This window comes from Yersinia enterocolitica (genome assembly GCA_002082245.2).
In the GTDB taxonomy this organism is placed as follows: Bacteria; Pseudomonadota; Gammaproteobacteria; order Enterobacterales; family Enterobacteriaceae; genus Yersinia; species Yersinia enterocolitica_E.
Genome location: NBTC02000002.1, coordinates 1546047 through 1571395 on the forward strand (window position 1 = coordinate 1546047; position 25349 = coordinate 1571395).

Sequence of the window (25349 nt, forward strand, 5' to 3'; positions counted from 1 at the left end):
TTATGAGCATTTATACCAAAACCGGCGATGCGGGCACCACCGCCCTGTTCACCGGACAACGTGTGAAAAAGAGCCATCCCCGGGTGGAAACTTACGGCACGCTGGATGAACTCAATGCAGCACTGAGCTTGTGTGCCCGCGTGACGCAGGGCGAGGAAAACCGTCAATTACTCGATGCCATACAACATCAGTTGTTTTATTTCAGCGCTGAATTGGCAAGCGAAGGTATCGCCACACCGCCTGCCGGGCGCAAAAGTATTAATGAACCCGAGATCCAAGCGCTGGAGCAAGCCGTAGACCGCTGTATGGCGGGGCTGCCACCGGTACAGGGTTTTATTCTGCCGGGTAGCAGTGAAGCCGGTAGCCGATTGCATTTTGCCCGCACTCTGGCACGGCGCTGTGAACGGCGGCTGATTGAACTGGCTGAACAAGTCCCGGTACGCCCGGTGTTATTGCAATACCTAAACCGTTTATCGGATTGCCTGTATGCACTGGCTCGTGATGAAGACCAGCGCCAACAGTTACAACACACCACGCAAACCGTGGTGGCCCGTTATCTGGCGGCAACAGCACTCCCCCCAGCCACAAGTCAGCCACAAACAGCAGCTTCTCTGGGATTTTCTGATGTTCATCAGTTAGTTAAATTGGCGGTCGATGCCGCTATGAAATTACAAATTGCCGTGGTCATAGCACTGGCTGACCGCCACGGCAACATGATTATGACCTACCGCATGCCCGACACCTTGCTGGTCAGCAGCGAACTGGCACCGAAAAAAGCCTGGACCGCGGTGGCGATGAAAACGGCAACTCACCAACTTAGCGATGCCGTACAACCGGGGGCCGACCTGTTCCAGCTTGAGGCCAGTACCGGTGGCAAAGTAGTGAGCTTTGGTGGTGGCTACCCGCTATGGCGTAACGGCCAATTGGTGGGGGGGTTAGGCATCAGCGGCGGTAGCGTCGAACAAGATATGCACATAGCAGAAGCGGCCATATCGGCTTTATATCTGAGGAATGAATAATGAATACCAATGACCTTGAATCTCTCATTCGCACTATCCTCATTGAGCAACTGACGCCCACACCCGCGTCTGCCTCCAGCGCCATTTTTGCCAGCGTGGATGAAGCTGTCAATGCCGCTCATAACGCATTTTTGCGTTATCAACAAAGCCCGATGAAAACCCGCAGCGCGATTATCCGCGCCCTGCGTGAACAGCTAAAAGCACAGTTGCCTTCACTGTCAGAACGCGGTGCCAGTGAAACCGGCATGGGGAATAAAGAAGATAAGTTGCTGAAAAACAAAGCCGCGTTAGAAAACACCCCAGGTATTGAAGATTTGTCTACCACGGCGCTGACCGGCGATGGCGGCATGGTGTTATTCGAATACTCGCCTTTTGGCGTGATAGGTTCCGTTGCCCCTAGCACCAACCCAACCGAAACCATTATTAATAACAGCATCAGTATGTTAGCTGCCGGTAATGCCATCTATTTTAGCCCACACCCAGGCGCTAAATCGGTATCACTGGATTTAATCGCCCAAATTGAAGAAATCATCTTCAACAGTTGCGGCATTCGCAATCTGGTGGTGACCGTGAAAGAGCCAAGCTTTGAAGCCACTCAGCAGATGATGGCGCACGACAAAATCGCCTTGCTGGCTATCACTGGCGGGCCTGCCATTGTGGCAATGGGCATGAAGAGCGGCAAAAAAGTGATTGGGGCGGGGGCCGGTAACCCACCTTGTCTGGTGGATGAAACGGCTGAATTGGTAAAAGCGGCGCAGGATATCGTGGCAGGAGCCTCATTCGATAATAACCTGCCCTGTATCGCTGAAAAGAGCCTGATCGTGGTGGAAAGTGTTGCCGATCGGTTGTTGCAACAGATGCAAGCCTTCGATGCGTTACTTATCAGTAATCCGCAAGAGGTCGACAGCCTGCGCAAAGCCTGCCTGACCCCTCAAGGCCACGCCAATAAGAATCTGGTGGGTAAAAGCCCGCTTGAACTGCTGAAAGCGGCGGGCATCGCTTGTCCGGCCAAAGCACCGCGCTTGCTGCTGGTTGAAGTGGCTGGTGACGATCCGCTGGTCACTACCGAACAACTGATGCCGCTGTTACCGGTGGTCCGGGTAAAGGATTTTGATGCCGGCCTGACGCTGGCACTGCAAGTGGAAGGTGGCCTGCACCATACCGCCACCATGCACTCACAAAATGTCTCACGCCTGAATCTGGCCGCCCGACTGTTACAAACCTCTATTTTTGTTAAAAACGGCCCGTCCTATGCCGGGATAGGCGTCGGCGGTGAAGGCTTTACCACCTTTACCATCGCCACCCCGACCGGCGAAGGCACCACCTCGGCTCGCACCTTTGCGCGCCAGCGTCGCTGTGTGCTGACTAACGGTTTTTCCATTCGCTGAGCGAGGACGTATGAAGACTTTTTTCCTGCAAACACGTATCTACAGCGGGGAAGGCAGCCTTAAGGTGCTGCAACGCTTCCATCAGCGCAAAATCTGGATTGTCTGCGATGGTTTTCTGGCCACCTCGCCGTTGCTGGATCGCTTGAAACAAGTGCTGGCAGAGGATAACCAAATCAGTCTGTTCAGCGACATTACGCCAGACCCGAACATTAACACCGTGGTTAAGGGCATTGAGCAGATGCATGCCTTGCGCCCCGATGTGGTGATTGGTTTTGGTGGTGGCTCCGCGCTAGATGCGGCGAAAGCCATTGTCTGGTTTAGTCGTAAACAGGGGATAGAGATCGAGACCTGTATTGCTATCCCAACCACCAGCGGCACGGGTTCAGAAGTGACCAGTGCCTGTGTAATCAGCGACCCGGAAAAGAGTATTAAATACCCCCTGTTTGACGATGAGATTTACCCGGACATCGCCATTCTGGACCCGGCTCTGGTGGTTACCGTACCGCCAGTTATCACCGCCAATACCGGGTTGGATGTGTTGACTCACGCGTTGGAAGCCTATGTTTCACCACGTGCCAGTGACTTTACTGATGCGCTGGCAGAAAAAGCGGTGCAGTTGGTGTTCCGCCATCTGCCCACCGCTTGCCGCAAAGGCGATTGCCTAATTACCCGAGGCAAGATGCACAATGCTTCCACGCTGGCTGGCATGGCATTCAGCCAGGCTGGTCTGGGCATCAATCATGCTATCGCACACCAGTTGGGGGGGCAATTTCATATCGCGCACGGTTTGGCGAATGCCTTGCTATTGGTGCCGGTGATTCGCTTTAACGCGCTTGATGCGCGGGCATGTAAACGCTATGCGCGATTGGCAAAACTGTGCCATTTCAGTGCAGAAAATAGCGATGAGCGCAGTGCAGTTAACCAATTGGTCCATCAGATTGAACAACTCAAACGCCAATGCGGATTACCTCAGCCGCTGGCCGCGATGAAAATCAATGAGGGCCAGTTAGAGCAACGTATTCCCGACATAATTACCGCCGCACTTGCCGATGTGACACTGCGCACTAACCCGCGTGCGGCTGACGGCAATGATATCCGTGGGATTATCGAGGCGCTTTATGAGTGACCTACACAGTGCGGATACCTGCTTGCTACCCGCCTACGGTGAACTGGCTGATTGTGATGCCGTGACTATTCAGCAACGGGTTCAGCACGCGGGTGTGGTCGGTGCCGGAGGTGCGGGTTTCCCAACGGCGGTGAAGCTACAAGCGCAGGCCGAGATTTTTCTGGTCAATGCGGCTGAGTGCGAGCCAATGCTGAAAGTGGATCAGCAGTTGATGCCGCGCCAGGCAGCCCGACTGGTGCGCGGTGTGCTGTATGGCATGAAAGCCACCGGCGCACGCGAAGGCATCATCGCCTTGAAAGCCAAATATAGTGAGGCGATTGCCGCACTAACCCCCTTGCTACCATCACAAATCCGGCTGCACATTCTGCCCGATGTCTATCCCGCCGGTGATGAGGTTATCACTATCTGGCTGGCAACCGGTCGCCGGGTGCCACCTGCCGCGCTGCCGGTCAGCATCGGTGTGGTGGTGAACAACGTGCAAACGCTACTCAATGTGGCGCGGGCGGTGGAACAGCAATGGCCGGTGACTCGCCGCACCCTGACCGTAAATGGTGCGGTGGCGAAACCCTTAACCCTGACGGTACCGCTGGGTACCCCGCTGCGCGAGGTTCTGGCGCTGGCAGGAGGGGCTACCATCAACAATCCGGCCTATATCAATGGCGGGCCGATGATGGGCCATGCCCTGCATGACCTTGACCAACCGGTAACCAAAACTACCGGCGGCCTGTTGGTACTGCCCGCGGATCACTTACTGATTACCCGCCGCGCCCGCAGCGACCAGGATGTGTTAGCCATTGCTCGTGCCGTATGTGAGCAGTGCCGCATGTGTACCGAGTTATGCCCGCGTCACTTGATTGGCCATGAGCTACCCCCGCATCTGCTGGTGCGCGCGATAACCTATCAACAAGTTGCCACACCAGACATTTTACTCAGCGCTCTGACCTGCTCGGAATGCGGGCTGTGTGAAAGCTACGCCTGCCCGGTAGATATCTCACCGATGCGCATAAACCGCCTGCTGAAAACGCAGTTGCGGGCGCAAGGTGCCCGCTATCAAGGGGCGCTACGTGAGGCCGATCCGATGGCTAATTACCGCATGGTACCGATATCACGGCTGATTGCCCGTCTGGATCTCACCGACTGGTATCAGGCCGCGCCATTCAGCGAACAAGGCTACCGACCACAACAGGTGGTATTGCCATTGCGCCAGCATATCGGGGCTGCCGCCGAACCCGTGGTCACGGTCGGCGAACGGGTCGATCACGGTCAACTTATTGGCCAAATTCCGAATAACGCGTTAGGCGCACCGGTGCATGCCAGTATCAGCGGCACGGTCACGGCCATCAGCGCAAATGCCATCACCATTAAACGGGCTGATGTTTATTAAAAGGAAGGGCTATGTCACAAGCCATTGGAATTGTTGAATTAAGCAGTATCGCCAAGGGCATGGAGGTCTGCGACTTGATGCTGAAAAGCGCTAACGTCAGCCTATTGGTGAGCAAAACTCTGTGCCCCGGTAAATATCTGTTGATGGTCGGTGGCGATATCGGTGCCGTCACCCAGTCGGTACAAAACGGAGAGCGGCACAGCGGGCATCTGCTGGTCGATAGCATCGTCCTGCCCAACCTTCATCCATCCGTATTGCCGGCGATCAGCGGCCTGAATACGGTGGAAAATCGTCAAGCGGCGGGTGTGGTGGAAACCTGGAGTGTGGCGGCCTGTATTACTGCCGCCGACCGTGCGGTTAAAGCGGCCAATGTCACGCTGGTGCGCATCCATATGGCGTTTGGCATCGGCGGCAAATGTTATCAAGTGCTCAGCGGCGATATTGCTGATGTACAAACTGCCGTGGACGTTGCCAGCCAGTGTGCCGGTGAGAAGGGATTATTGGTTTACAGCTCAGTGATCCCACGGCCCCATGAGGCGCTATGGCGTCAGTTAGTTCAGGAGGCATGATGGAAAAGAGCAGCACCCCCGAGCGCGTAATTCAGGAATATGTTCCCGGTAAACAGATAACCCTGGCACATCTGATAGCCAATCCTAATAAGGCACTTTACAAAAAACTGGGGCTGAATGATGTCAGTAGCGCCATTGGCATCCTGACCATTACCCCTAGCGAAGCCTCGATTATTGCCAGTGATATCGCCACCAAATCCGGTGCGGTTGAGATTGGTTTTATCGACCGTTTCACCGGTGCGGTGGTGTTTACCGGTGATGTGTCAGCGGTGGAATATGCGCTGAAACAGGTGATCCACACCCTCGGCGACATGATGAAATTTACCGCCTGCCCGATGACCCGGACCTGATGCCATGCAACGCATCATGTTGATTGGCCCTAGCCAGTGCGGCAAAACCTCGCTTATCCAGCGTTTGCAGGGTGAGGCGCTTAATTACCAGAAAACCCAAGCCATTATCTGGCAGGACAATGCCATTGATACTCCCGGTGAATACCTGGAAAACCGCTGTTTATACAGTGCGTTACTGGCAAGCGCCTGTGAAGCGGATGTGGTGGGGCTGGTACAAAATGCGGATGCGACCCAAAGCTGGTTTGCCCCGATGTTGGCGCAGGTTTTCAACCAGCCGGTAATTGGCATTATCAGTAAAGCCGACACCGTTAACCAGCCAGACCAATTGCGTTGGGCTGCTGACAGCCTCACGCAGGCGGGGGCGCAACACCTATTTGTGACCTCAGCGCTGAGCGGTGAGGGATTAACCGACCTTATTACTTATTTGAATCATTCTGGAGAGTCGCATGCCCGGTAAGATTATGGCGATTAACGCCGGCAGTTCTTCGTTGAAGTTTCAGTTGTTTTCTTTACCTGATGAAAAAGTGATCTGTCAGGGATTAATTGAACGTATCGGTATGGATGATGCGATATTTAACCTCCGCGCCACAGATGTGAAATGGCGCGAGATTCTGCCTATCGCCGATTGCCGCCAAGGTGCTGAACACCTACTTCACGCGCTGATTGAACACAATATTATTGATTCACTGGATGAAATTACCGGTGTCGGCCATCGTGTCGCGCACGGCGGTGAAGCATTCGCCGATTCGGTCGTGATAACCCCCGAGGTGCTGGATAAGATAGAACAGCTTGGCGCACTGGCCCCCCTGCATAATCCGGTTAATGCGCTCGGTATCCGGGTGTTCCAACATGCCCTGCCCCATGCCAGCGCGGTGGCGGTATTTGATACTGCATTCCACCAAACACTGAGCCAGACGGCCTATTTGTATCCATTACCGTGGCGCTACTATGAAGAGCTGGGTATTCGCCGTTATGGTTTCCATGGCACCAGTCATAAATATGTCAGTGCCGTTTGCGCCGAACGAATGGGGCGCCCCTTGGAAGAACTGCGCATTGTCTCCTGCCATCTTGGCAACGGCTCCAGCATTTGTGCTATCGGCAACGGCCAGTCGGTGAATACCTCGATGGGCTTCACCCCACAGGCCGGTATCATGATGGGCACCCGGAGCGGTGATATTGACCCCTCCATCCTGCCATTTATTCAGCAAGTAGAAGGAAAAAATGCCAGTGAAATTAACCATTTAATTAACAACCAATCCGGTTTTCTGGGCGTATCCGGCATCTCACATGACTATCGCGATGTCGAACAAGCCGCCGCCAACGGCAACCCGCGCGCCAAAGTAGCGCTCGACCTCTTTGCCGAACGTATCCGCGCGGTGATTGGCAGCTATATCGTGCAACTGGGCGGAATTGATGCACTGATATTTACCGGCGGTATCGGTGAAAATGCCCGCACAGCCCGCCAGCAAATCTGCCGTGGTTTAGCCTTTCTCGGTATCGAGTTGGACGAAGAGAAAAATATCAACAATCAGCCGTTTATCCAACATGACTCTGCGCCGGTACAGATTGCTATCGTCAATACCAATGAAGAATTAATGATTGCCCGTGATGTCATTCGCGTGGCCCTGAATCTGCCGGTACAACCGGCCCTCGCCGCACAATAAGAGGCAATATGGAAAGTGGGAAAGTTTGGTTGGTAGGCGCTGGGCCAGGGGATGCCGCGCTGATTACGGTGAAGGGATTACATGTTATTCGTCGCGCTGACGCGTTGGTCTATGACCGTTTGGTGTGTGCTGAGTTACTGGCAGAAGCCCCTGATGGTTGTGAAATGATCAACGTGGGCAAAAACCCCAACCACCATTTGGTGCCACAAACAGAAATCAATCAAATTCTGGTTGATTGCGCCCAACGTGGGCTAAATGTGGTGCGACTCAAAGGTGGTGATCCTTATGTCTTTGGCCGTGGCGGTGAAGAGGCTGAAACACTGGCGTTGGCTGGTATTCCGTTTGAGGTAGTTCCAGGGATAAGCTCCGCCATTGGCGGGTTGGCTTATGCCGGTATTCCGGTAACACATCGTGATTATGCCTCAGGCTTTCATGTGATAACCGGCCATTTGCGCCAAGGCAATGAGCCACAGGACTGGGCAACATTAGCCAAGCTGGAAGGTACGCTGATTATCCTGATGGGAATGACACAACTGACGACCATTTGCCAGCAATTGGTCGCCGGGGGGAAAGCCCCCACCACCCCTGCCGCCGTGGTGATGTACGCCAGCCACCAGCAGCAACAAGTTGCCAGCGGCACACTGCTTACATTAGCCGATCAGGTTGCCGCGCAGGGTTTATCGGCACCGGCGCTGATTGTTATTGGCGACGTGGTTCGCCTACGAGATGTGCTCGCCTTCACGCCGGAGCTATTGTCGCTAAACGCCATTCCCTCGCTGATATACCCAAAGTCATTGGCGTTGTAGGTAGGCAGCAAGTAAACGCATCCCGATGAGCTTATTCATATAGGGTCAACGACAAGTAAGTGATTCGGGTGCGTGAGTGTAGCAAACAACCCTACAGCATCAAGGACGAAGGGTATGGTACTCTAAACGCACAAGCTATATAGGGGAATAGAGTAGCAATGAGTGAGCATGGTGGGAATGTGCTGGAAATGGCACTGAAAATCGGCACAGATGCAGCCAATATCGTTGACTTCAGTGCCAATATTAATCCGCTGGGCATGCCGGAATCCTTGAAAACGGCGATTATCGAACAATTGGCCCGTGCCGAACACTATCCTGATGTTGAGTATCGCCAATTACATGCAGCGCTGGCCCGTGCTCACCACTGCCTGCCAGAGAATATTATGGCAGGCAATGGTGCCACTGAGCTGATTTACGCAGTGGTGCAGCATCTGCAACCCCGCACTGCGGTACTGTTGACTCCGGGCTTTGCTGAATACCGCCGCGCCCTGCAACGGGTCGGCTGCCAGATTCATGATTATCAGATGAGTGAGTCAGACGGCTATCAGCCCGATGAACGTCTACTGGCGCTATTAGCCCAACAGCGCCCAGACTGCCTATTTCTGGCGACACCCAATAACCCGACCGGCCTGATGCCTGATGCCAAATTGCTGCAAGCCATTGTGCAATGTTGCCATCAGTACCATATTGCTTTAATTATCGATGAAGCTTTTATCGATTTCTTGCCAGATGCGCCGGGGCTTACCCCTCAATTAGCGGATTTCCCACACTTATACTTGTTACGCTCACTGACCAAGTTCTTTGCCATTCCAGGGTTGCGCCTCGGTTATCTGCTCAGTGGCGATCTGGCGGCGCTGGCGCAAATGAAACAGCAACGCGAGCCTTGGACTATCAATGCTTTTGCCGCACTGGCGGGTGAGATTATTCTCGACGACCAACCTTATATTCAAGCCACACATCAATGGCTGGCGCAGCAGCGACCTTGGTTATATCAGCATTTAGCCGCCCTGCCAGCGTTGCAGGTGTGGCAAGGGTGCGCCAATTACATTTTCCTGCGCTGCCTTAAACCTGAACTTAATCTGCAACACGCGCTATTAAAGCACCATATTCTGATCCGCCATTGTGCTAATTACCCCGGTCTAACCCGCGACCACTATCGTGTAGCCATTAAAAGCGCGGCAGATAACCAACGGCTGATCAGTGCCTTACAGCAGGTCTTTGGTCATGGCTGAAGCCCGTTGCCCGGCCTCTTGTGGTGAACTGATTCAGGGTTGGATACTGGGGGGGGAGAAGCTTATCTCCTGCCCGGTCAACTGGTTTAGTACGGTTTCGGTGACCGATGGCGTACCGGGCAAGAATGAACGCCCACGCATGCGCCAGATGTTGGCGGCGGTACTGACCTATTTTGGCCAACCTGCACAGATGGCTAATGGCCTGCACATCAGTTTTGATTCCACCATTCCGGTAGCAAAAGGACTTGCCAGCAGTACCGCCGATATCGCCGCCACCGCACTGGCAACCGCCCGCCATCTCGGTGAAACACTCAATGAAGCCGCACTGGCAGCACTGTGCGTCAGGCTGGAACCCACTGACAGCACCCTATTTCAACAACTGACACTGTTTGACCACCAAACTGCCGCAACACAAATCTCTTATAACTGGCAGCCAGTGGTAGATATTTTGTTACTGGAAAGCCCACAGATTCTCAAAACCGAGGATTACCACCGCCGTGATCGTCAACCGGCGCTGTTAGCCAGTGCCACCTCACTGGAACGGGCATGGCAACTGTTTACCCAAGCCGCCGAGCGCCACGATTGTTCACTGCTGGGTCAGGCCACCACATTGAGTGCGCAAGCCAGCCAGCGTTTACTGGTAAAACCTGACTTTAGCGCCCTGCTGAGGCTAGTGGATGAGTTGGATTTATACGGGTTGAACGTAGCCCACAGTGGCAGTGTGGTTGGATTATTGCTTGACCGTCAACGGCATGACGTGGAGCAGGTGTTCTGGCAATTGCAGCAGCGCAATATCAATCGCCACTACCCCCGCCAACACCTGTTAACCATGGTGCCTGGGGGCGTGCGTTAACCCGTCATTCAGCATCAGGCCATGATAGCGAAAAATTAAGAATCATCTGAACCAGAATATCCATGTAAACCTCACTGTTATTAACCTGCCGCTTACCATTTTTATGTAATTCTGTTTGTCTTGCCCCTCAAAATCATGACTTCAGTCACAAACAGGGAATGCAGCTATTTTGTCCATGTAAATAGCATTCATGTATATGGGGGAAACTGCTATCAAGGTATTAGATCCCACCAGCAGGAAATGTAGTGAAGATGTAAAATCTGTTTCCCGTTAAATCTTCATTTTTTTAAAAACATAAATAAAATTCATGTAATACAGCATGCTGATTATTGCACCAATACCTTAAATAACAATTACCTCAACCTACATGAGTTCCGGGAGCCTTAAATGAAAAAATTGAGTGTGAAAACCCTGTTGGCAGCCAGTCTGTTCAGCATGATGGTGTGCTCGGGCAGTGCACTGGCGCAGGAAGTCGAAGTGGTTAATATCTCAAAAATCGCCGGTATGCCGTGGTTTAACCGCATGGGCGAAGGTGTGGATCGCGCCGGTAAAGATCTGGCTATCAAAGCCTATCAAATCGGCCCTTCCAGTACCGATGCCCCGCAACAGGTTAAAATTATCGAAGACTTAATCGCGAAAAAAGTTAGTGCTATCAGTATTGTGCCCAACGATGCCGATGTACTGGAACCGGTATTCAAGAAAGCCCGTGAGGCCGGTATTGTGGTGTTAACCAACGAATCTCCAGGGCAACCCAGCGCCAACTGGGATATCGAAATCATCGATAACGCCAAATTTGCCGCAGATAACGTAGAAGAGATGGCAAAAGCCATGGGTGGTAAAGGTGGCTATGTGATTTATGTCGGCAGCCTGACGGTACCACAGCATAACCTGTGGGCTGATCTGTTTGTTAAATATCAGAAAGAGCACTACCCCGATATGTTTGAGGTGACCAGCCGCATGCCTGTTGCCGAGAGTATTGATGATTCACGCCGTACCACGCTCGATTTAATGAAAGCGCACAGTGACCTGAAAGGTATTGTCGCCTTCGGTTCGCAAGGTCCGATCGGTGCTGGCCGTGCCGTGAAAGAGAAACGTGCGAAAAACAACGTCCATGTGTTCGGTATGATGATCCCTTCACAGGCTGCATCCTTGATTAAAAGCGGTGATATCGCAATGGGCGTGACCTATGACCCAGGTTCTGCCGGTTATGCACTGACCGCAGTGGCGGATAAAGTGCTGAAAGGTGAAAAAATTGAGTCAGGTATGGAAATTCCTGGCGTGGGTAAAGCTGAAGTTGACCAAGATAAGCATCTGATCCAGTTCCACAATGTATTACGGGTAACCAAAGACAACGTGGATTCGCTGTATTGATTCACTAAGTTATTGCGGAGCCGGACGCCCTGTCTGGTTCCGCAATTAATTAATTAAGAATCAAAAGGACACAGGATATATGCAGCCATTTATTACCCTGGAAAATGTTAGTAAGACCTTTTATGGCGTCAAAGCGCTAAATAAAGTGGCTATGACCCTGTTACCCGGTGAAGTACATTGTCTTGCAGGGCAAAACGGGTGTGGCAAATCGACCCTCATCAAGATTATTTCCGGTGTCTATCAGCCCGATGCTGATGCCACGATTACCATTGATGGCAAAACTTACTCAAGCCTGACCCCGATTGAATCCGTTCGCTTAGGGATTCAGGTAATTTATCAGGATTTGTCGTTATTCCCGAACCTGACTGTGGCTGAGAATATCGCCATGAACCATTATCACCATCACCTGTGGGTGGACAAACGCCAGATGCGCGCCACGGCTGAGCAGGTGATCAGCAGCATTGATGCGCATCTCAATCTGGATGAACTGGTTGAGAATTTGCCCATCGCCCAGAAGCAACTGGTGGCTATTTGCCGTGCCTTGGCACAGGATGCCCGGTTGATTGTGATGGATGAGCCTACCGCCTCCCTCACCCGACAAGAAGTTAATGGCTTGCTGCGGGTGGTACATGAACTGAAATCACGCAATATCTGCGTAGTCTTTGTCAGCCACCGATTAAGTGAAGTGTTGGAGATTTCAGACCGCATCACGGTGCTAAAGGATGGTGATTGGGTTGGCACTTACCCGGCCACCGAAGTGGACAACCAGCGACTGGCGTGGCTGATGACCGGCATGAAATTTGATTTTCAGGTGCTACCGCCCTACAGTGCCGCCCACCCGCCGGTGCTGGCCGTGGAGGAGCTTTGCCGTAGTAATGAATATCACAACATCTCATTGACGCTGCATCCGGGGGAAATTGTCTCGTTGGTGGGCCTGCTCGGTTCTGGCCGCACTGAACTGTGTCTTAGTTTATTCGGTTTGACCTCGCCGGAGTCAGGCACCATCCGAATTAACGATAAACCGATGTATTTCAGCAGTAACCGTGATGCTATTGCGGCGGGGGTCGGTTATGTGTCAGAAGACCGAATGAGCACCGGGCTGATTATGGAACAATCCATTCGTGACAATATCAGTGCCACTGTTCTGCATCGCCTGAAAAACGTGTTCCATCTGATGCGTAGTGAGCGGGTCGATACGCTGGTCGAGGATATGGTGAAACACCTGTCGATCAAAATCGGCAACAGCGACCTTCCAGTCAATACGCTGTCTGGCGGCAATGCGCAGCGCATTGCTATCGCTAAATGGCTGGCAACCGATCCGCAAATTTTGATCCTTGACTCCCCCACCGTAGGTGTGGATATCGCTAACAAAGCCGGTATCTATAATATTATCAATGCATTGGCAGCTCGCGGTATCGCAGTGTTAATGGTCTGCGATGAAATTGATGAAGCTTATTTCAATAGCCACCGTATTTTAGTGATGCGGGCCGGGCGACTGGTACAAGAGTTTTTACCGGGTAACAGTAGCGAAGCAGCCATTGCGGAGGTAGTAAATGGCTAACCCCCATGCAGTTAATAAATCTGCGGTAGGTAAAACAGGTTTATTCAATAAAGAACAACTAAAACGCCATGAAGTGATGCTGGCATTCACTATTTTGCTTATTTCGACTTATCTTGCGTTCACCAGCCCGGATTTTCTGACCCTTGCCAATATTTATGATCTGATAAATAACTATGCCATGTTAACCATTTTGGCCTGTGGCTTATTTATCGTATTGATTTCTGGCGGTATTGATATTTCATTCCCGGCGATGACCATTATTTCGCAATATGTCATGGTGACATTAATTGTGAAGTTTGGTGGCAACTTCCCGGTAGCTTTTGCGCTGGCTGGTGGTATCGGCCTACTTTTGGGCTTGGTTAATGCCCTGCTGGTTAACCGCTTACGCGTACCGTCGATCATTATCACCATTTCCACACTGAATATTTTCTATGGCTTACTGTTGTATCTCAGCCGTGGTGTTTGGCTGTATAGCTACCCTGAATGGTTTGAACACGGGCCAATGCTGTTCGCCTTTACCGCTGCCGATGGTTATGACTACGGCCTGTCGCTCCCTATTCTAACGCTGCTAATTACCATTATTGTTACCGCTCTACTGATGACCCGCACCAGTATTGGCAGGCAAATCTATGCCTTAGGGGGCAATCAGGAAGCGGCGTCACGCATGGGGTTCAGTATTCTCAAACTGCAACTGTTCGTGTATGGCTATATGGGCTTTTTGTCCGGCATCGCCGGCGTAGTACAGTCTTATACCGTATTAACCGTAGCGCCTGATTCATTACTGGGCTATGAGCTTACAGTGCTGGCAGCCGTGGTGCTCGGCGGTACCAGTATTGTGGGTGGTCGTGGAACACTTACCGGTACCTTGCTGGGGGTGATTTTGCTGGCAATATTACAAAATGGTTTGAATTTACTGAGCATTTCGTCGTACTGGCATACCGTGGTTATCGGGCTGGTAATTGTCATCAGTATCAGTGTGACGGCCTGGGGCCAACGCCATAAGGTAGGGATATAACCATGTCGAAAACAACGCAACGTGATCATACCGAACGCTGGCTGGTTGCCCTGCTGGTGCTGGTCGGCGTAGGATTCAGCCTATTTATTCCACAGGTATTTTGGTCGGCGGCTAACTTCCAATCCATCGCTTCGCAAATCCCTGTCGCGGGGGTATTAACTCTGGCAATGGCGATTACTATGCTGACCGGTGGGATTAACTTATCGATTATTGCTACCGCGAATGCCAGCGCCCTGGTGATGGCATGGGTTTGTACCCATCTTGCGCCAACGTTCAGTTCAATGATGTTGATGTTACTGGCGGGTGCCTCGGTAGCATTGGTTGTGGGGCTTATCAACGGGATACTTATCTCGGTGGTACGAGTATCCCCTATTCTGGCCACTCTGGGCATCATGACGTTGCTCAAAGGCGTGAATGTACTTATCTCCAAAGGTTCGGCTATCTCAAACTTCCCGAACTATGTACTGGCACTGGATCGCAGCAACTTTCTCGGTGTGCCAGTGCCACTTTATCTGTTCGTCGCGGTAGCACTGACCATCTGGCTGATTCTGGCTAAAACACCATTGGGCCGCCAAATCTATTTGTCCGGTTCTAATGAGAAAGCCACCTTCTTCTCTGGGATTAACACGCGCCGCACACTGGTTTGGGTGTATGTAATTTCATCTTTACTGTGTGCGGTAGCGGCCTTATTAATGATGTCAAAACTGAACTCAGCCAAAGCATCCTACGGTGAGTCGCTGTTGCTGATCACTATTTTGGCAACCGTACTGGGTGGGGTAAATCCCGATGGTGGATTTGGCAAAGTATTCGGCATTGTACTGGCGCTGTTCCTGCTGCAAATGCTGGAAAGCGGGTTGAATATCATGGGTGTCAGTAGTTATATCACTATGGCGCTGTGGGGCTTGTTACTGCTGGCGTTTATCTTTGTCAAAGGTGCGAAAATCCCAGCGTTTAGTTTCTTGCGGCAGAACAAACCGTCAAGTTAGGGCCATTTTAGCCAAAAGAAAAGGCTGGCAATTGATGCCAGCCTTTCTCTTAATAGCGTTAAAATAAGCTATTAAACCGTGGTGAAGTTACTTAACTTCGCCCATCGCTTTCAGTTTTTTCGACAATTCACGACGTTCTTTAGACAGATCGGCATTTTTGATGGTGTAATCATCAACACGATCTTCATAAGCAGTACGCATGTCCGCGATAATGGCCTGAATTTCTTCAATACTCATCCCTGGCTTGATGTAATCACTCAGGTTATCGAGCAACAGAACGCGTTTTTGGTTATCACGGATTTTCTTTTCGTTATCAACGATTTCACGCTGCAACTTGTTTTTGCGACGAAACATACGCACAAACTCCAAAACGTCCTGGAAAGTCGGCTTAATTGCATTATCCATTTTTACACCTTCACTTAAGTTTTACACAAATTCAATTGCTGGTGACCAGGCTACCTGCACCATACCGCTTTGTCGTACCTGGTGACAAGATTCATTGGCTTATCTTACCTGCTTTACCCGCCAGACAGAAATTTCATCTGCCTTTAGCGGCGAGAGATCACCTGCGCAACGTCATATTAATCAGATCGTCGAGTTCCTCAAGCTGTTTGGTTAGCTCCATACTCAGCCAAACATAGCCATAAATGGGCGTTTCTACCTGCTGCCCCTGCGTTACCGCCAGCATCAATGATTTCAGTTCGGCCGCAATTTCACTTAACTCGGCGGCAACCTCTCGCTCACGTGCTGGTGAGCCATCACGCAAACTGTCACTCAACGTATTCAGAGTGCGAATAGTCATCAGTTGGGTGCTGCGTAACCCTTTAGCATTAAGCATAATAAAATGGCTTTCACGTGACGACCAGTAAGCATCCACCAGCAATTCCAGTGTGCATATTAAATTCCGGCTCAATGTTTGGATGGCTTCAAAAACATCTTTATTAATATGGGATTCTTTACTGGCAGGAGCAATAAAAGTGCGCATTTTAACCGACTGACTCAGGACGGTTTTCAATTTAGGTTCTAATCGTGGGCGTTCGACCACATTCGGTGACAGGTAAGCGGCATAGACCTGGCTGATAGCACGCAGATTATCGCTCATCTGCATGCGCCAATGCGTAAAGGCGCGTTGTGGGTAAACACTGGTAAAGACTAACGCCAGCAGGGAGCCAAAAATAACATCGCCACTACGCCACAGTGCGGTATTCATATCACCCGGCGCAGATCCACAAACTACCGCCAGCGTGATACCAATCAAGAGTGCCATATAGGGCCGTTTACCCAACGTCAAATAGCCGCACAGAAACATGATAACCCCGCACCAGACCAGCATGAACGTCAGCGAATAGGATTCAAGATAGAGGGCAATCAGGCCAGATATCGCGCCAAACACCGTGCCGCCAATACGTTGCATCGCTCGGGATAACACATTTCCCCAGTAAGATATCGGCCCCATAACCACGACCAGCGTGATCAACGGCCAGGTGCCTTCTGGGATAGCCAATAAGCGAATAATCAGGAAAGTTAAGATAAATGCCAGCGTAATTCGCAAAGCATGCGTAAGGCGATAGTGACTATAAATCAAGTTATCCAGTGGCGAGATTTTTTTATTCAAGCGCACAATATACCTACGTCCAATAAAACACTAAAACCTAAGTTTAGCTGAGTTATAACCGGCTGGCACGGGGTTAAAAGTTAGTAAAAGTAGCGAATAATCAGTGACGAGACATAAACGGGAAAAGTTATTCCCCGCAGTCTGTCGTCACGCGGGGAGAGATGCTTACTTAAAATCAACCGCCATTTGTTGCTGGATAGTTATTCCATAGCTGGACTCCACACAACAGGCAATATAATCGGTGAAGCGTGGTGATCTTGCCATACCCAAACTGAGCAGGCGTTCATTACTGAACCGCACATTTAACACGGCAAAAGAGCCATATAAACGCATGGCTTTCAACATTAAGCGCTCATTGCAGGGGCCGAAAATGCTTTTTAGTTGGTTACGCATCTGCACCAAAGCACCGTAGTCTACCTGGCAATAATCTGTACCCATCGGTTTTTGCCGTGCCGCCGAGGACATGGCTTGATCAATTTCGGCAAAACTGACGCTGTCTTTTTCTCCGGCAGAAATATGATAAATATTTTCGGTCAAGTGGGGATGGAACAAAATACACAACAGAGCATCCGCACAATAATCGACCGGGATAACGTCGATATAGTCATCCAATGAGCACATAAACTTACGCAGCATTAATGCCATGCGAAATACCCAGAAAATACTGCTAGAGGGCTGACACCCCAAACGGGTATGCCCAACGACAATCGATGGCCGGGCTAATACCAGCGGTAAATTCGGGCATTGCTCTGCCAACAATCGCTCAATAGCTGATTTGGACTTGGTATATTCCACTAAATGCGCATCATCTTGCGCTGATAATACTTGCTCGCTAACCACCGTTCCGGCATCTGGTGTGCACGACATGGCGGTACCCACGTGGATAAAGCGCTGTAAACCCACTACATTTGCCATTCTTTTGCCAAATGCCAGAGTGCCGTCTACATTTACTTTCCAGATTAAGGGATTATTACCAAATGACGCGACAGCAGCACAGTTAATAACATGGGTCACATCATCAATACGTGGGTCATTAATAAAGCTATCCGGCTCTGCCAAATCGCCTAATAAAATATGGTTGATATTTATTTTATTCAGCCGCTGACTGGGGAGATAAAATTTCGCCAGATTTTCACGGATACGGTTTAGCCCCTGTTCCGGCGTAGTCGCCCGTACTAATAATAAATAATTAAAATCGGCGTCTGCCAACAATAACTTTTCAAGCACTGCCCCGCCCAGAAACCCTGTTGCGCCGGTTAGCAGAAGTTTTTTCACCATGAGTCCTACCGTGTCATTTAGTAGGCGAATTGTATGAATAGCTGAGTAAACGGTAGGTAAATACTAATTAGATCGACATGTTTCTGGCAAAACATAAGTATGTCGAAATAAATCCTGACGTCTCGGCGCACCTGAAATGATATTCTAACACTAACGTTATTGGTCACTGCGGCTTACCACCAAAACGGTGGCCCATCACTAAAGAATGACCATAGTAAAAAGGGTTAAACCGAATAATGTCAGATAAAAATAAGCAACCTACTTTCTACATTCACGATTATGAAATAAATGATATAACCACTTGAAATATATATCATTATATAATGAAAACCTTTGGTTATGTACTCAGTTATGTACTCAATTTGTCCGCGAAATCTTTGGAATACTATCAACTCCCACTCTACCGCTAAAAAACCAATTGAATTCCTCTCCGCTATTACTGTATAAATAAACAGTAAATTAGCGAGGTGATACAATGGCAAGAAATCCTAAAGATGAATTTACAGGGATGAGGGAACTGACTTCTTTTGATACGGCTCACAGTGCCTTTGGTGAGTTCATTATTATGCGATCGTCATTCACCGATACCCTCACTGGCTTCAGGCAGATTGAGCCGGAGCATTACCCAGACCAACAAGTCATGATTCGTTTGGAAGCCGCTAAAAAACTAATTAGAGAACTACAGAGGCGCGTGGACTATATCGAGTCTGGTATTGAAGATGTTAACACTAAAACTTGTTATCACAGTTGAGAGGGATTTATGAAAGTTGAACTGGTTTACGATAAGCGAAACGTGAAAGAGATACCAGGTGCCAATGAACTTATCCTGGCTGAACTAACCAAGCGTGTGCACCGTGCCTTCCCTAAAGCTGAGGTCAAGGTTAAGCCAATGCAAGCGAACGGCATCAATACCGACGCCAGCAAAGGTGATAAGGCTATTCTCAATCGGCTGGTTGAGGAAATGTTTGATGAAGCAGATCAGTGGCTGGTTATCGATATTTAATTGAGGGGGATTTATGCTGCGTGTCGAAGTGACTATAGATAAGCTGAACGCGAAGAGTTTTCCGGCTGGCTACACCAACGCACTTACTGAAGAATTAACGAATCGCCTTAATCGTAAATTTAGCGATTTTGACGTAAAAGTGAGGTTTGCGGGGGCAGATGGGTTAACGGTTCTTGGTGGGGGTAATGAGGACAAAAAGACGGTCGAAGAAATTTTACAGGATACGTGGGAAAGTGCTGATGATTGGTTCCAGCCTTAAGCCACCAGCCAATAATGCGAATGTATAGACCGGGCCATTAAGCCCGGTTTTGTATTTGGGTACCACCTCGATAGGCATCCCTCCCAACCATCCCCATGCGTGGGCATAGGCATGACTAGACCTATTCAGGGAAAATCATTGAAGTGTGGTAACTACTCGCTTAGTATTAACAATCTATTTTATATAATCACTGATTTTTTACAATGAAATCAACATGTTTGACAAAGGTTTACAAGAAAAATGAAAGAATCACCACTAGTCCTGTCAAATAAAAAATACCGCCCTGACATTGATGGATTAAGGGCGATTGCTGTAATACTTGTTTTATTTTTTCATGCTAAAGTATTCGGTGTTAATTCTGGATTTGTTGGTGTAGATGTTTTTTTTGTAATATCAGGATATTTGATAACATTAGGTATAAAAAATGGATTAGAAAAGGGTGATTTTTCTTTTGTTGATTTTTTCAAAAGAAGATTATGGAGATTACAGCCTGTTTTCATAGCTTTAATAATTGTAGTAACAATAATAACTACACTAACATATCTTCCTGATGATTATTTAAAGTATACCAACAGTCTAAGATACGCATCTTCATTTTCATCAAATAATTACTTCTCCAATTTGAATAATGGATATTTTACAGATGATGTAAGCATTATGCCTTTGTTGCATACGTGGTCATTATCTGTGGAGTGGCAATGGTATTTATTGCTTCCTTTTTTAATGTTTGTATTTTTTAAATTACTTAACATCAAAAAATGGGCATATTGGATATTACCATTTACAACATTGATGATAATAGGAATTCATTTCGGATCAGTTTCAATACAATTAGATGGAATAAAAAAACTATCTTTTGTTTTTAACGATAAAAACTCACTAAAGTATTACTATAGTTTTTCAGGTCGTATTTTTGAAATGCTCATTGGTTCGTCTTTAGCTGTTATTGGAGTGTTGAAGGTTGACAGAATTCCGCTGTGGTTAAACTCGACTATTGGGTTTTGTTGTATTGTAATCATTGTTTCTATCGGGGTTAGTGATGGAATCTTGGAATTCTACCCAAATAAATATGCACTACTCGTTTGTTTAAGCTCTGCCATTTTAATATATTTGGGTGGTTCAAAAAACAAAGGATTTGCAACAAAAATATTATCGATAAAACCAATAGTATTCATTGGGTTGATATCATACTCTCTTTATATTTGGCATTGGCCGGTACTGGCATTTATTAGAAACTTAAGTATAAAAGAAACATGGAGCGTTATTTCATTAGCGTTACTTTTATCATTCTTACTTGCTATTTTCTCTTATCGTTATGTTGAGACTTTTTTCAGAAGAAAAAACTCATTATCCTTCTGGAAAACTTTAGTAGTTTTAGTGCTAATACCATATATCCTTGTATCCACACTGAACCATAAAAGTAAAGCTACTAGTGGCATTCCATCGCGATTAGGTAGCAGCTATATGAACTTAGTTCATAATAAAACGATTCAATACAATTGGATGGATAGAATAAGAAATGAATGCAATGTAGAGGATTTAAGTCTAATAATGCTTAATTGTCACTTTAATGAAGGCGCAAAAAAATCCGCGATTGTCATGGGAGACTCATACTCTGATCATTCTTGGCAGTTTTTGAAATCTATCATTAAAGATAATGATATATCACTAGAATCAAGTTCACTTGGTGGATGCTTAGCTGTAGAAGGTGATGACCAATCTGAAAAAAATATATGTACAAATAGAACTAATGAAAATTACAATAAAATCAAAAAAGGGTTTTATCAGTATGTAATTATAAGTCAAACGTGGGGGAGATATATTAGTAATGAAAATCACTCCAACACCAGCGAAGCAAAGGAAAAACTAGAGAAAGGCCTTGAAAGCTCCATAACTAAAATAATTAATAGCAACGCCAAACCAATTATTATCATTGGGATTTTTGACGCTTATAAAAATCAAAATCCATTCTATCTGGCAAAAATACAGCAAAACTCTTGTGTGATGAAAAAATACAAATCAAGAGAATTATTAAAATCCACCTGTGATTTCGATAGTAATTATAAAAATGACGAATATAGGATTTGGATTGATAATATGTTTTTACGGTTAAAAAATAAATTTCCCACCTTGATTTTAATAAACATGTATGACTTACAATGCTCATATGGGGTATGTAAAACTGACATTAATGGCTATCCAGTGTATAGGGATTGGTCACATTTAACTGATTACTCATCGCATCAATTTGGCATTGAATACCTTAAGATGCATGGTAATATTTTCAAATAATAACCGGGCATTTCTGCCCGGTAAACCTACAGATATATAGGTTGAGGCAATAGTGGTTTTAACCACTCAGGAAGAGATTCAAAATATGTAATATATCTTAGGTCATTCGCATAAACCTCTCCTAATAAATGGTAATATTCCGATGATTGTTGGCAACAGAACCAGCTAATAATTACTGTTTCTGTTCCATCAGAAAATTGCACATATAAAATATCCATATGACTCCCTAGTTAAAATACATAATCAACTAAATTAGATGCAAAATTGCTTAATGTGCCAACCGTTGCATTAGCAGAGTAATAAATGGTTTGTGCAGTGATTACCGGGATATTCATAGCTGCATATGTTGACCCATAACCTGCCGTAGTGGTCATTGCGCTTGCCCGCCAAGCGATACCAGAAAGAGACGATGAAAATGCCATGCCAACAACGCCATTAGTAGATGTCCCCAATGCGCCATCTACGCTGCAATACTTAGCATTTATAGGTAAGTAATTGGGCATATTTATTGGCAGTAGCGGTGTCGTTCCTGTTGTTGTAGTCAGTACAGTTATTCTAGGGAATGAAATAGAACGGTCTAACTGATACCCGACAGTAAACTGGCTGCTTGCAGTTCTCCACACGCTGACAAGTGCGGAAGCTGTGTAGCCAGACGGCATATTGGCCCCGCCATATACTTCAGGGGCCAGCACTGACGTAGCATTGACTGCTAGCAATGCGGATACCTGGGTGGTTGGGTTATAAATCGCATACAGCGCGACAAAGCCCGCCGCCGGAACGGTGCCAGTGTCCATGCCGCCAGCACCGGTGGTGGCAAGGTTAATTGTTTTACTAAAACTACTCAGTTTGTACTGACGCCCACCTAGCGCCGTTTGCACGATCAATTCATCTGCCGTGAAAGTGGCTGTTGCCGATGCTGCTGTAACGCTCATTTTTGCATTGCGGGATGTGCCAATAACACCTGTCAAAAAAGCTGGTATTCCATCGTTGACCGTTTTAACAGCTTTCGGCGTTGCTGCCGAAGTTTCATTTGAGCTGTTGATTGAGCTACTCAACTGAGTTATTCCTGGTGTGGTAGTCGATGCGGCTGGTAAATTGCTATTAGCATACGTTTTAATCGCCAGTTCCAAGTTAGTTTGCAACTTTGCCGTATCACCATCATCCAGAACATCCTGCCCCGAATGACTTGCAATAAACTGAGCCAGCACAGAAGCCACAAATGATGACTGGCGCCACACAGTATTAAGTTGTTCAGACCTTGCCACCCCAGAGACAAAACCACCGCTACGGGCTGGAAGCGCCTCATAATCAGCATAAGGAATGACGTTTGCGCCTGCACTGATCCCAAAAGGAAGAATTTGATTAGACATTTGTTGCCCTTAATGGTGAACCCCAGGATGCACTATCGAATCCTCGGGAATATTCGTTATCTAAATCGAAGCCGAATAATGCACCGGCCTCAGTTGAAATGATGTAATTCGTGACGCCAACACCAGCCGGTTTAACGTCTAAATATCCTTGTGCAATAACCGCTCGCATCACTGATGAGATTTGCTCACCGGCAATGTAAACAGTCATGGTCATGTCAAAGTTATCGACGGCGAATATCTTGGTGCGCCCGTCAGGGAAAATACTCTGATAGATATCACTGAGAGTTTCGACGGTACCGTCCCAGTGATTGGCCTGTATCTTTGCCCGAAGTATCGTGCGGTAAGTCTCATCGTCCAGTCGCGTGAAGCCTGTTAACGAGTCATACGGTCCTTTCCAACTCCCCAGATCAAAACCCAGCCCCTCGGTATCCAGTGAAAAATAGACATCGGTGATTGGCGTTCTGATGTTTCGTCCAATGCCCACCCACAGACCGACAGCATCCTCCTGATTGCCTATTGAGCTATCGAGGTCAAAGTCGTTTGTAAGTTGATTTGTCGTTTGCTGGATACCGAGGAACGGTACGGTGATCAAGGATATATGATCGTAAAACTTAGGCTTATTCTTATGATAGGACGTGATGAGACGTTGGTATTTAGTCTCACTCATTAAGTCACCACTAAGGTTATATTCTCCGGCACACAAGCTGCTGCGTCGTTAAATGCTATCTCGATATTGTTTTCAGATAGCGCTACTGGGGAAGTGCCGATTTCCAAAAGGGTAATATCGTAAGTCAGCCGTTCAATGCTGCCATTTAATTGCGCAGGTAGATCAAGCCGCTTAATACGAACCGGCTCACCAATTTCTATTTTATTAATATATTCCGCTATTGAGTTTTTGATCTCAGTTCCGATTGACGAGGTATATCCCTGTAGGGCTTTAATTTCTAATCTGACATAAATCTGTACGGTGCCTTTTCGGAAGAAATTAATCGGGTGAACAATCCCATACTTATCCGTAATCGGAATTGTTGTAGTGCCATATGTTCCAGAACCCGGCCCCTTTTTCAGGGCAATGGCTTGGGCGATTTCTGTCGCATCCCCACCATCAACTACGATAGAGATTGAGTGGCTGGGTATTCCGTCACCATCTGTAATACTGGTGTCGTTCTCATAGCCGCGATACCGCTCAACGCCACTGATGCCCGCGATAGCCCCTAAAATACCATCCAGAACCGTGCGCGAAGGTAGCGCCACTGATACCGCCTGCCTGACACGCAACTCCGCATCTACTTCTACCGGTTTCCCCGGAGTCGCCCCTATGGGGTTATTGACGCTTAGCCAACCTCGCGTCGGTGTTGCTATTTCGTTCACAGTATTGGCCAGTGCAACAATCGCACCTGGTACTGAGCAAATAGCCGTTGCGGTTGCCGTCCCATCCAGACCAATAATCACACTTACCGGTAAATCCCAGCGAACGCCATCAGCATCACGCGCGGCCCCATTGGTAATTTCCAGCCCAACATTACCCGTGATCAACAGGTCAACGGTTGAGTTTGTCTCCTTATTGCGCTTAATACCGTTAATTTTCACATTGCTGGAAAGTCCATTTCCTACTGCGGTAGCCGGAGAGAATGAATTATAAACAGCAATGGCGCTATTGTTCGCGTCGTGGATTGCCAGCGCGTAAATACTGACCATTTGCCCATCCTTACTATCAGCATCCAAATAACTGTCAGTGCCGTAAATCTCCTGAAAATAACTCACCAACGTGCTGCGGATAGTCTCAAAATCGGGCGCAGTTATCCCCGTAGCGCTGACAATTGCATTCAGCCCTAGCGTATCAAGGTTTAACATTTAAGCCTCGCTGGTAACGGTTGTGGTCCCGTAGATAGTGTCTATTGTTGCGGTAAAAGTGACGCGGCGAGTCTCGCCGGTATAATTGGCTTCAAACTCAAGGATCGCGTTAACGCCCTGCGTATCAAGGATGCGCTCACGGATAGCCAAAATGTAAACATCAGACCGTTGCTTGCCGAGTACATACTGGATATAAGGCGTACCCTCAGTTAAATCTAAAAACCATTGGCCGCGCCATAACTCAAAGCGGGTTTTCACTGCCTGAGCGACCGCCTCCGGAGAGTCAATCAGGAATGTGTTATCACCCTGACCGAATGTGTAATCGCCGTTCTCGTCCTCTCTTCGATAGCGCAT

Annotated in this window: 27 protein-coding genes; 19 read left to right on the top strand and 8 right to left on the bottom strand. The window is 48.3% G+C overall.

What is annotated here, in order from left to right; genetic code table 11:
• Window positions 1-2 precede the first annotated feature (2 nt).
• The 15 genes from A6J66_008415 (at window position 3) to A6J66_008485 (ending at window position 15324) form a co-directional block, all read left to right on the top strand.
• Window positions 3-1019 carry an ATP:cob(I)alamin adenosyltransferase gene (locus tag A6J66_008415; protein ID PNM24212.1) on the top strand — a complete coding sequence of 339 codons (1017 nt, stop codon included), beginning with the start codon at window positions 3-5 and terminating at the stop codon, window positions 1017-1019.
• Entirely contained in the window at window positions 1019-2407 is a 1389-nt protein-coding gene (locus A6J66_008420; GenBank protein PNM24213.1) for an aldehyde dehydrogenase EutE, read from the top strand. The genes A6J66_008415 and A6J66_008420 overlap by 1 nt, the downstream gene beginning before the upstream one ends.
• A gap of 10 nt (window positions 2408-2417) precedes the next feature.
• Window positions 2418-3533 (top strand): propanediol utilization protein, encoded by a 1116-nt coding sequence (locus A6J66_008425; protein PNM24214.1) that lies wholly within the window; start codon window positions 2418-2420, stop codon window positions 3531-3533.
• The gene (locus A6J66_008430) at window positions 3526-4917 is read left to right on the top strand and encodes an electron transport complex protein RnfC (GenBank protein ID PNM24215.1); all 1392 of its coding nucleotides are present in this window, start codon (window positions 3526-3528) and stop codon (window positions 4915-4917) included. Before A6J66_008425 ends, A6J66_008430 begins: the two co-directional genes overlap by 8 nt.
• A gap of 11 nt (window positions 4918-4928) precedes the next feature.
• The gene (locus tag A6J66_008435) at window positions 4929-5486 is read left to right on the top strand and encodes a BMC domain-containing protein (protein ID PNM24216.1); all 558 of its coding nucleotides are present in this window, start codon (window positions 4929-4931) and stop codon (window positions 5484-5486) included.
• Entirely contained in the window at window positions 5486-5836 is a 351-nt protein-coding gene (gene pduU / locus A6J66_008440; protein ID PNM24217.1) for a propanediol utilization microcompartment protein PduU, read from the top strand. The genes A6J66_008435 and pduU overlap by 1 nt, the downstream gene beginning before the upstream one ends.
• A 4-nt stretch (window positions 5837-5840) precedes the next feature.
• Window positions 5841-6293, top strand: coding sequence for an ethanolamine utilization protein EutP (gene eutP, locus A6J66_008445; GenBank protein PNM24218.1), 453 nt, complete (start codon window positions 5841-5843; stop codon window positions 6291-6293).
• On the top strand, window positions 6283-7500 hold the full coding sequence (locus tag A6J66_008450) for an acetate/propionate family kinase (GenBank protein ID PNM24219.1): 1218 nt from the start codon (window positions 6283-6285) through the stop codon (window positions 7498-7500). Before eutP ends, A6J66_008450 begins: the two co-directional genes overlap by 11 nt.
• 8 nt (window positions 7501-7508) lie before the next feature.
• Window positions 7509-8306, top strand: a complete 798-nt coding sequence (cobA, locus tag A6J66_008455; protein PNM24220.1) for a uroporphyrinogen-III C-methyltransferase — start codon at window positions 7509-7511, stop codon at window positions 8304-8306.
• Window positions 8307-8464: 158 nt separating this feature from the next.
• On the top strand, window positions 8465-9538 hold the full coding sequence (locus A6J66_008460; GenBank protein ID PNM24221.1) for a threonine-phosphate decarboxylase: 1074 nt from the start codon (window positions 8465-8467) through the stop codon (window positions 9536-9538).
• A complete protein-coding gene (locus A6J66_008465; protein ID PNM24222.1) occupies window positions 9531-10391 on the top strand; it encodes a GHMP kinase in 861 nt (286 codons plus the stop codon). The genes A6J66_008460 and A6J66_008465 overlap by 8 nt, the downstream gene beginning before the upstream one ends.
• Before the next feature lie 387 nt (window positions 10392-10778).
• Complete coding sequence (locus tag A6J66_008470) at window positions 10779-11762, top strand: autoinducer 2 ABC transporter substrate-binding protein (protein PNM24223.1); 984 nt, start codon at window positions 10779-10781, stop codon at window positions 11760-11762.
• 145 nt (window positions 11763-11907) lie between these two features.
• The gene (locus A6J66_008475; protein ID PNM26943.1) at window positions 11908-13323 is read left to right on the top strand and encodes a sugar ABC transporter ATP-binding protein; all 1416 of its coding nucleotides are present in this window, start codon (window positions 11908-11910) and stop codon (window positions 13321-13323) included.
• The gene (locus A6J66_008480; GenBank protein ID PNM24224.1) at window positions 13316-14338 is read left to right on the top strand and encodes an ABC transporter permease; all 1023 of its coding nucleotides are present in this window, start codon (window positions 13316-13318) and stop codon (window positions 14336-14338) included. Before A6J66_008475 ends, A6J66_008480 begins: the two co-directional genes overlap by 8 nt.
• Window positions 14339-14340: 2 nt before the next feature.
• Window positions 14341-15324 (top strand): ABC transporter permease, encoded by a 984-nt coding sequence (locus A6J66_008485; protein ID PNM24225.1) that lies wholly within the window; start codon window positions 14341-14343, stop codon window positions 15322-15324.
• Window positions 15325-15411: 87 nt separating this feature from the next.
• Here the strand turns inward: A6J66_008485 and A6J66_008490 are convergent, their stop codons facing one another.
• The 4 genes from A6J66_008490 to A6J66_008505 form a co-directional block, all read right to left on the bottom strand.
• Window positions 15412-15729, bottom strand: coding sequence for a hypothetical protein (locus A6J66_008490; GenBank protein ID PNM24226.1), 318 nt, complete (start codon window positions 15727-15729; stop codon window positions 15412-15414).
• A gap of 157 nt (window positions 15730-15886) precedes the next feature.
• Window positions 15887-16945 (bottom strand): FUSC family protein, encoded by a 1059-nt coding sequence (locus tag A6J66_008495; protein ID PNM24227.1) that lies wholly within the window; start codon window positions 16943-16945, stop codon window positions 15887-15889.
• Window positions 16946-17104: 159 nt separating this feature from the next.
• A complete protein-coding gene (locus tag A6J66_008500; GenBank protein ID PNM26944.1) occupies window positions 17105-18214 on the bottom strand; it encodes an NAD(P)H-binding protein in 1110 nt (369 codons plus the stop codon).
• A gap of 242 nt (window positions 18215-18456) precedes the next feature.
• Window positions 18457-18693 (bottom strand): hypothetical protein, encoded by a 237-nt coding sequence (locus A6J66_008505; GenBank protein PNM24228.1) that lies wholly within the window; start codon window positions 18691-18693, stop codon window positions 18457-18459.
• Between the two features lie 32 nt (window positions 18694-18725).
• Here A6J66_008505 and A6J66_008510 point away from each other — a divergent pair, with 32 nt between their 5' ends.
• The 4 genes from A6J66_008510 to A6J66_008525 all read left to right on the top strand — a co-directional run bounded on the left by A6J66_008510 (window position 18726) and on the right by A6J66_008525 (window position 21771).
• Window positions 18726-18968, top strand: coding sequence for a hypothetical protein (locus A6J66_008510; protein PNM26945.1), 243 nt, complete (start codon window positions 18726-18728; stop codon window positions 18966-18968).
• A 9-nt stretch (window positions 18969-18977) separates the two neighbouring features.
• On the top strand, window positions 18978-19220 hold the full coding sequence (locus A6J66_008515) for a DinI family protein (GenBank protein PNM24229.1): 243 nt from the start codon (window positions 18978-18980) through the stop codon (window positions 19218-19220).
• 13 nt (window positions 19221-19233) lie between these two features.
• Window positions 19234-19479 (top strand): damage-inducible protein, encoded by a 246-nt coding sequence (locus A6J66_008520; protein ID PNM24230.1) that lies wholly within the window; start codon window positions 19234-19236, stop codon window positions 19477-19479.
• Window positions 19480-19719: 240 nt separating this feature from the next.
• The gene (locus tag A6J66_008525; GenBank protein ID PNM24231.1) at window positions 19720-21771 is read left to right on the top strand and encodes an acyltransferase; all 2052 of its coding nucleotides are present in this window, start codon (window positions 19720-19722) and stop codon (window positions 21769-21771) included.
• Window positions 21772-22001: 230 nt separating this feature from the next.
• Here A6J66_008525 and A6J66_008530 read toward each other — a convergent pair whose 3' ends face one another.
• From A6J66_008530 to A6J66_008545, 4 genes are read right to left on the bottom strand one after another with little or no spacing between them, the layout of a single operon-like run.
• Window positions 22002-23141 (bottom strand): hypothetical protein, encoded by a 1140-nt coding sequence (locus tag A6J66_008530; GenBank protein ID PNM24232.1) that lies wholly within the window; start codon window positions 23139-23141, stop codon window positions 22002-22004.
• Window positions 23134-23808 (bottom strand): DUF2612 domain-containing protein, encoded by a 675-nt coding sequence (locus tag A6J66_008535; protein ID PNM24233.1) that lies wholly within the window; start codon window positions 23806-23808, stop codon window positions 23134-23136. The genes A6J66_008530 and A6J66_008535 overlap by 8 nt, the downstream gene beginning before the upstream one ends.
• Window positions 23808-24995, bottom strand: a complete 1188-nt coding sequence (locus tag A6J66_008540) for a hypothetical protein (protein ID PNM24234.1) — start codon at window positions 24993-24995, stop codon at window positions 23808-23810. Before A6J66_008540 ends, A6J66_008535 begins: the two co-directional genes overlap by 1 nt.
• Window positions 24996-25349 (bottom strand): hypothetical protein, encoded by a 354-nt coding sequence (locus A6J66_008545; protein ID PNM24235.1) that lies wholly within the window; start codon window positions 25347-25349, stop codon window positions 24996-24998. It lies immediately after the preceding gene.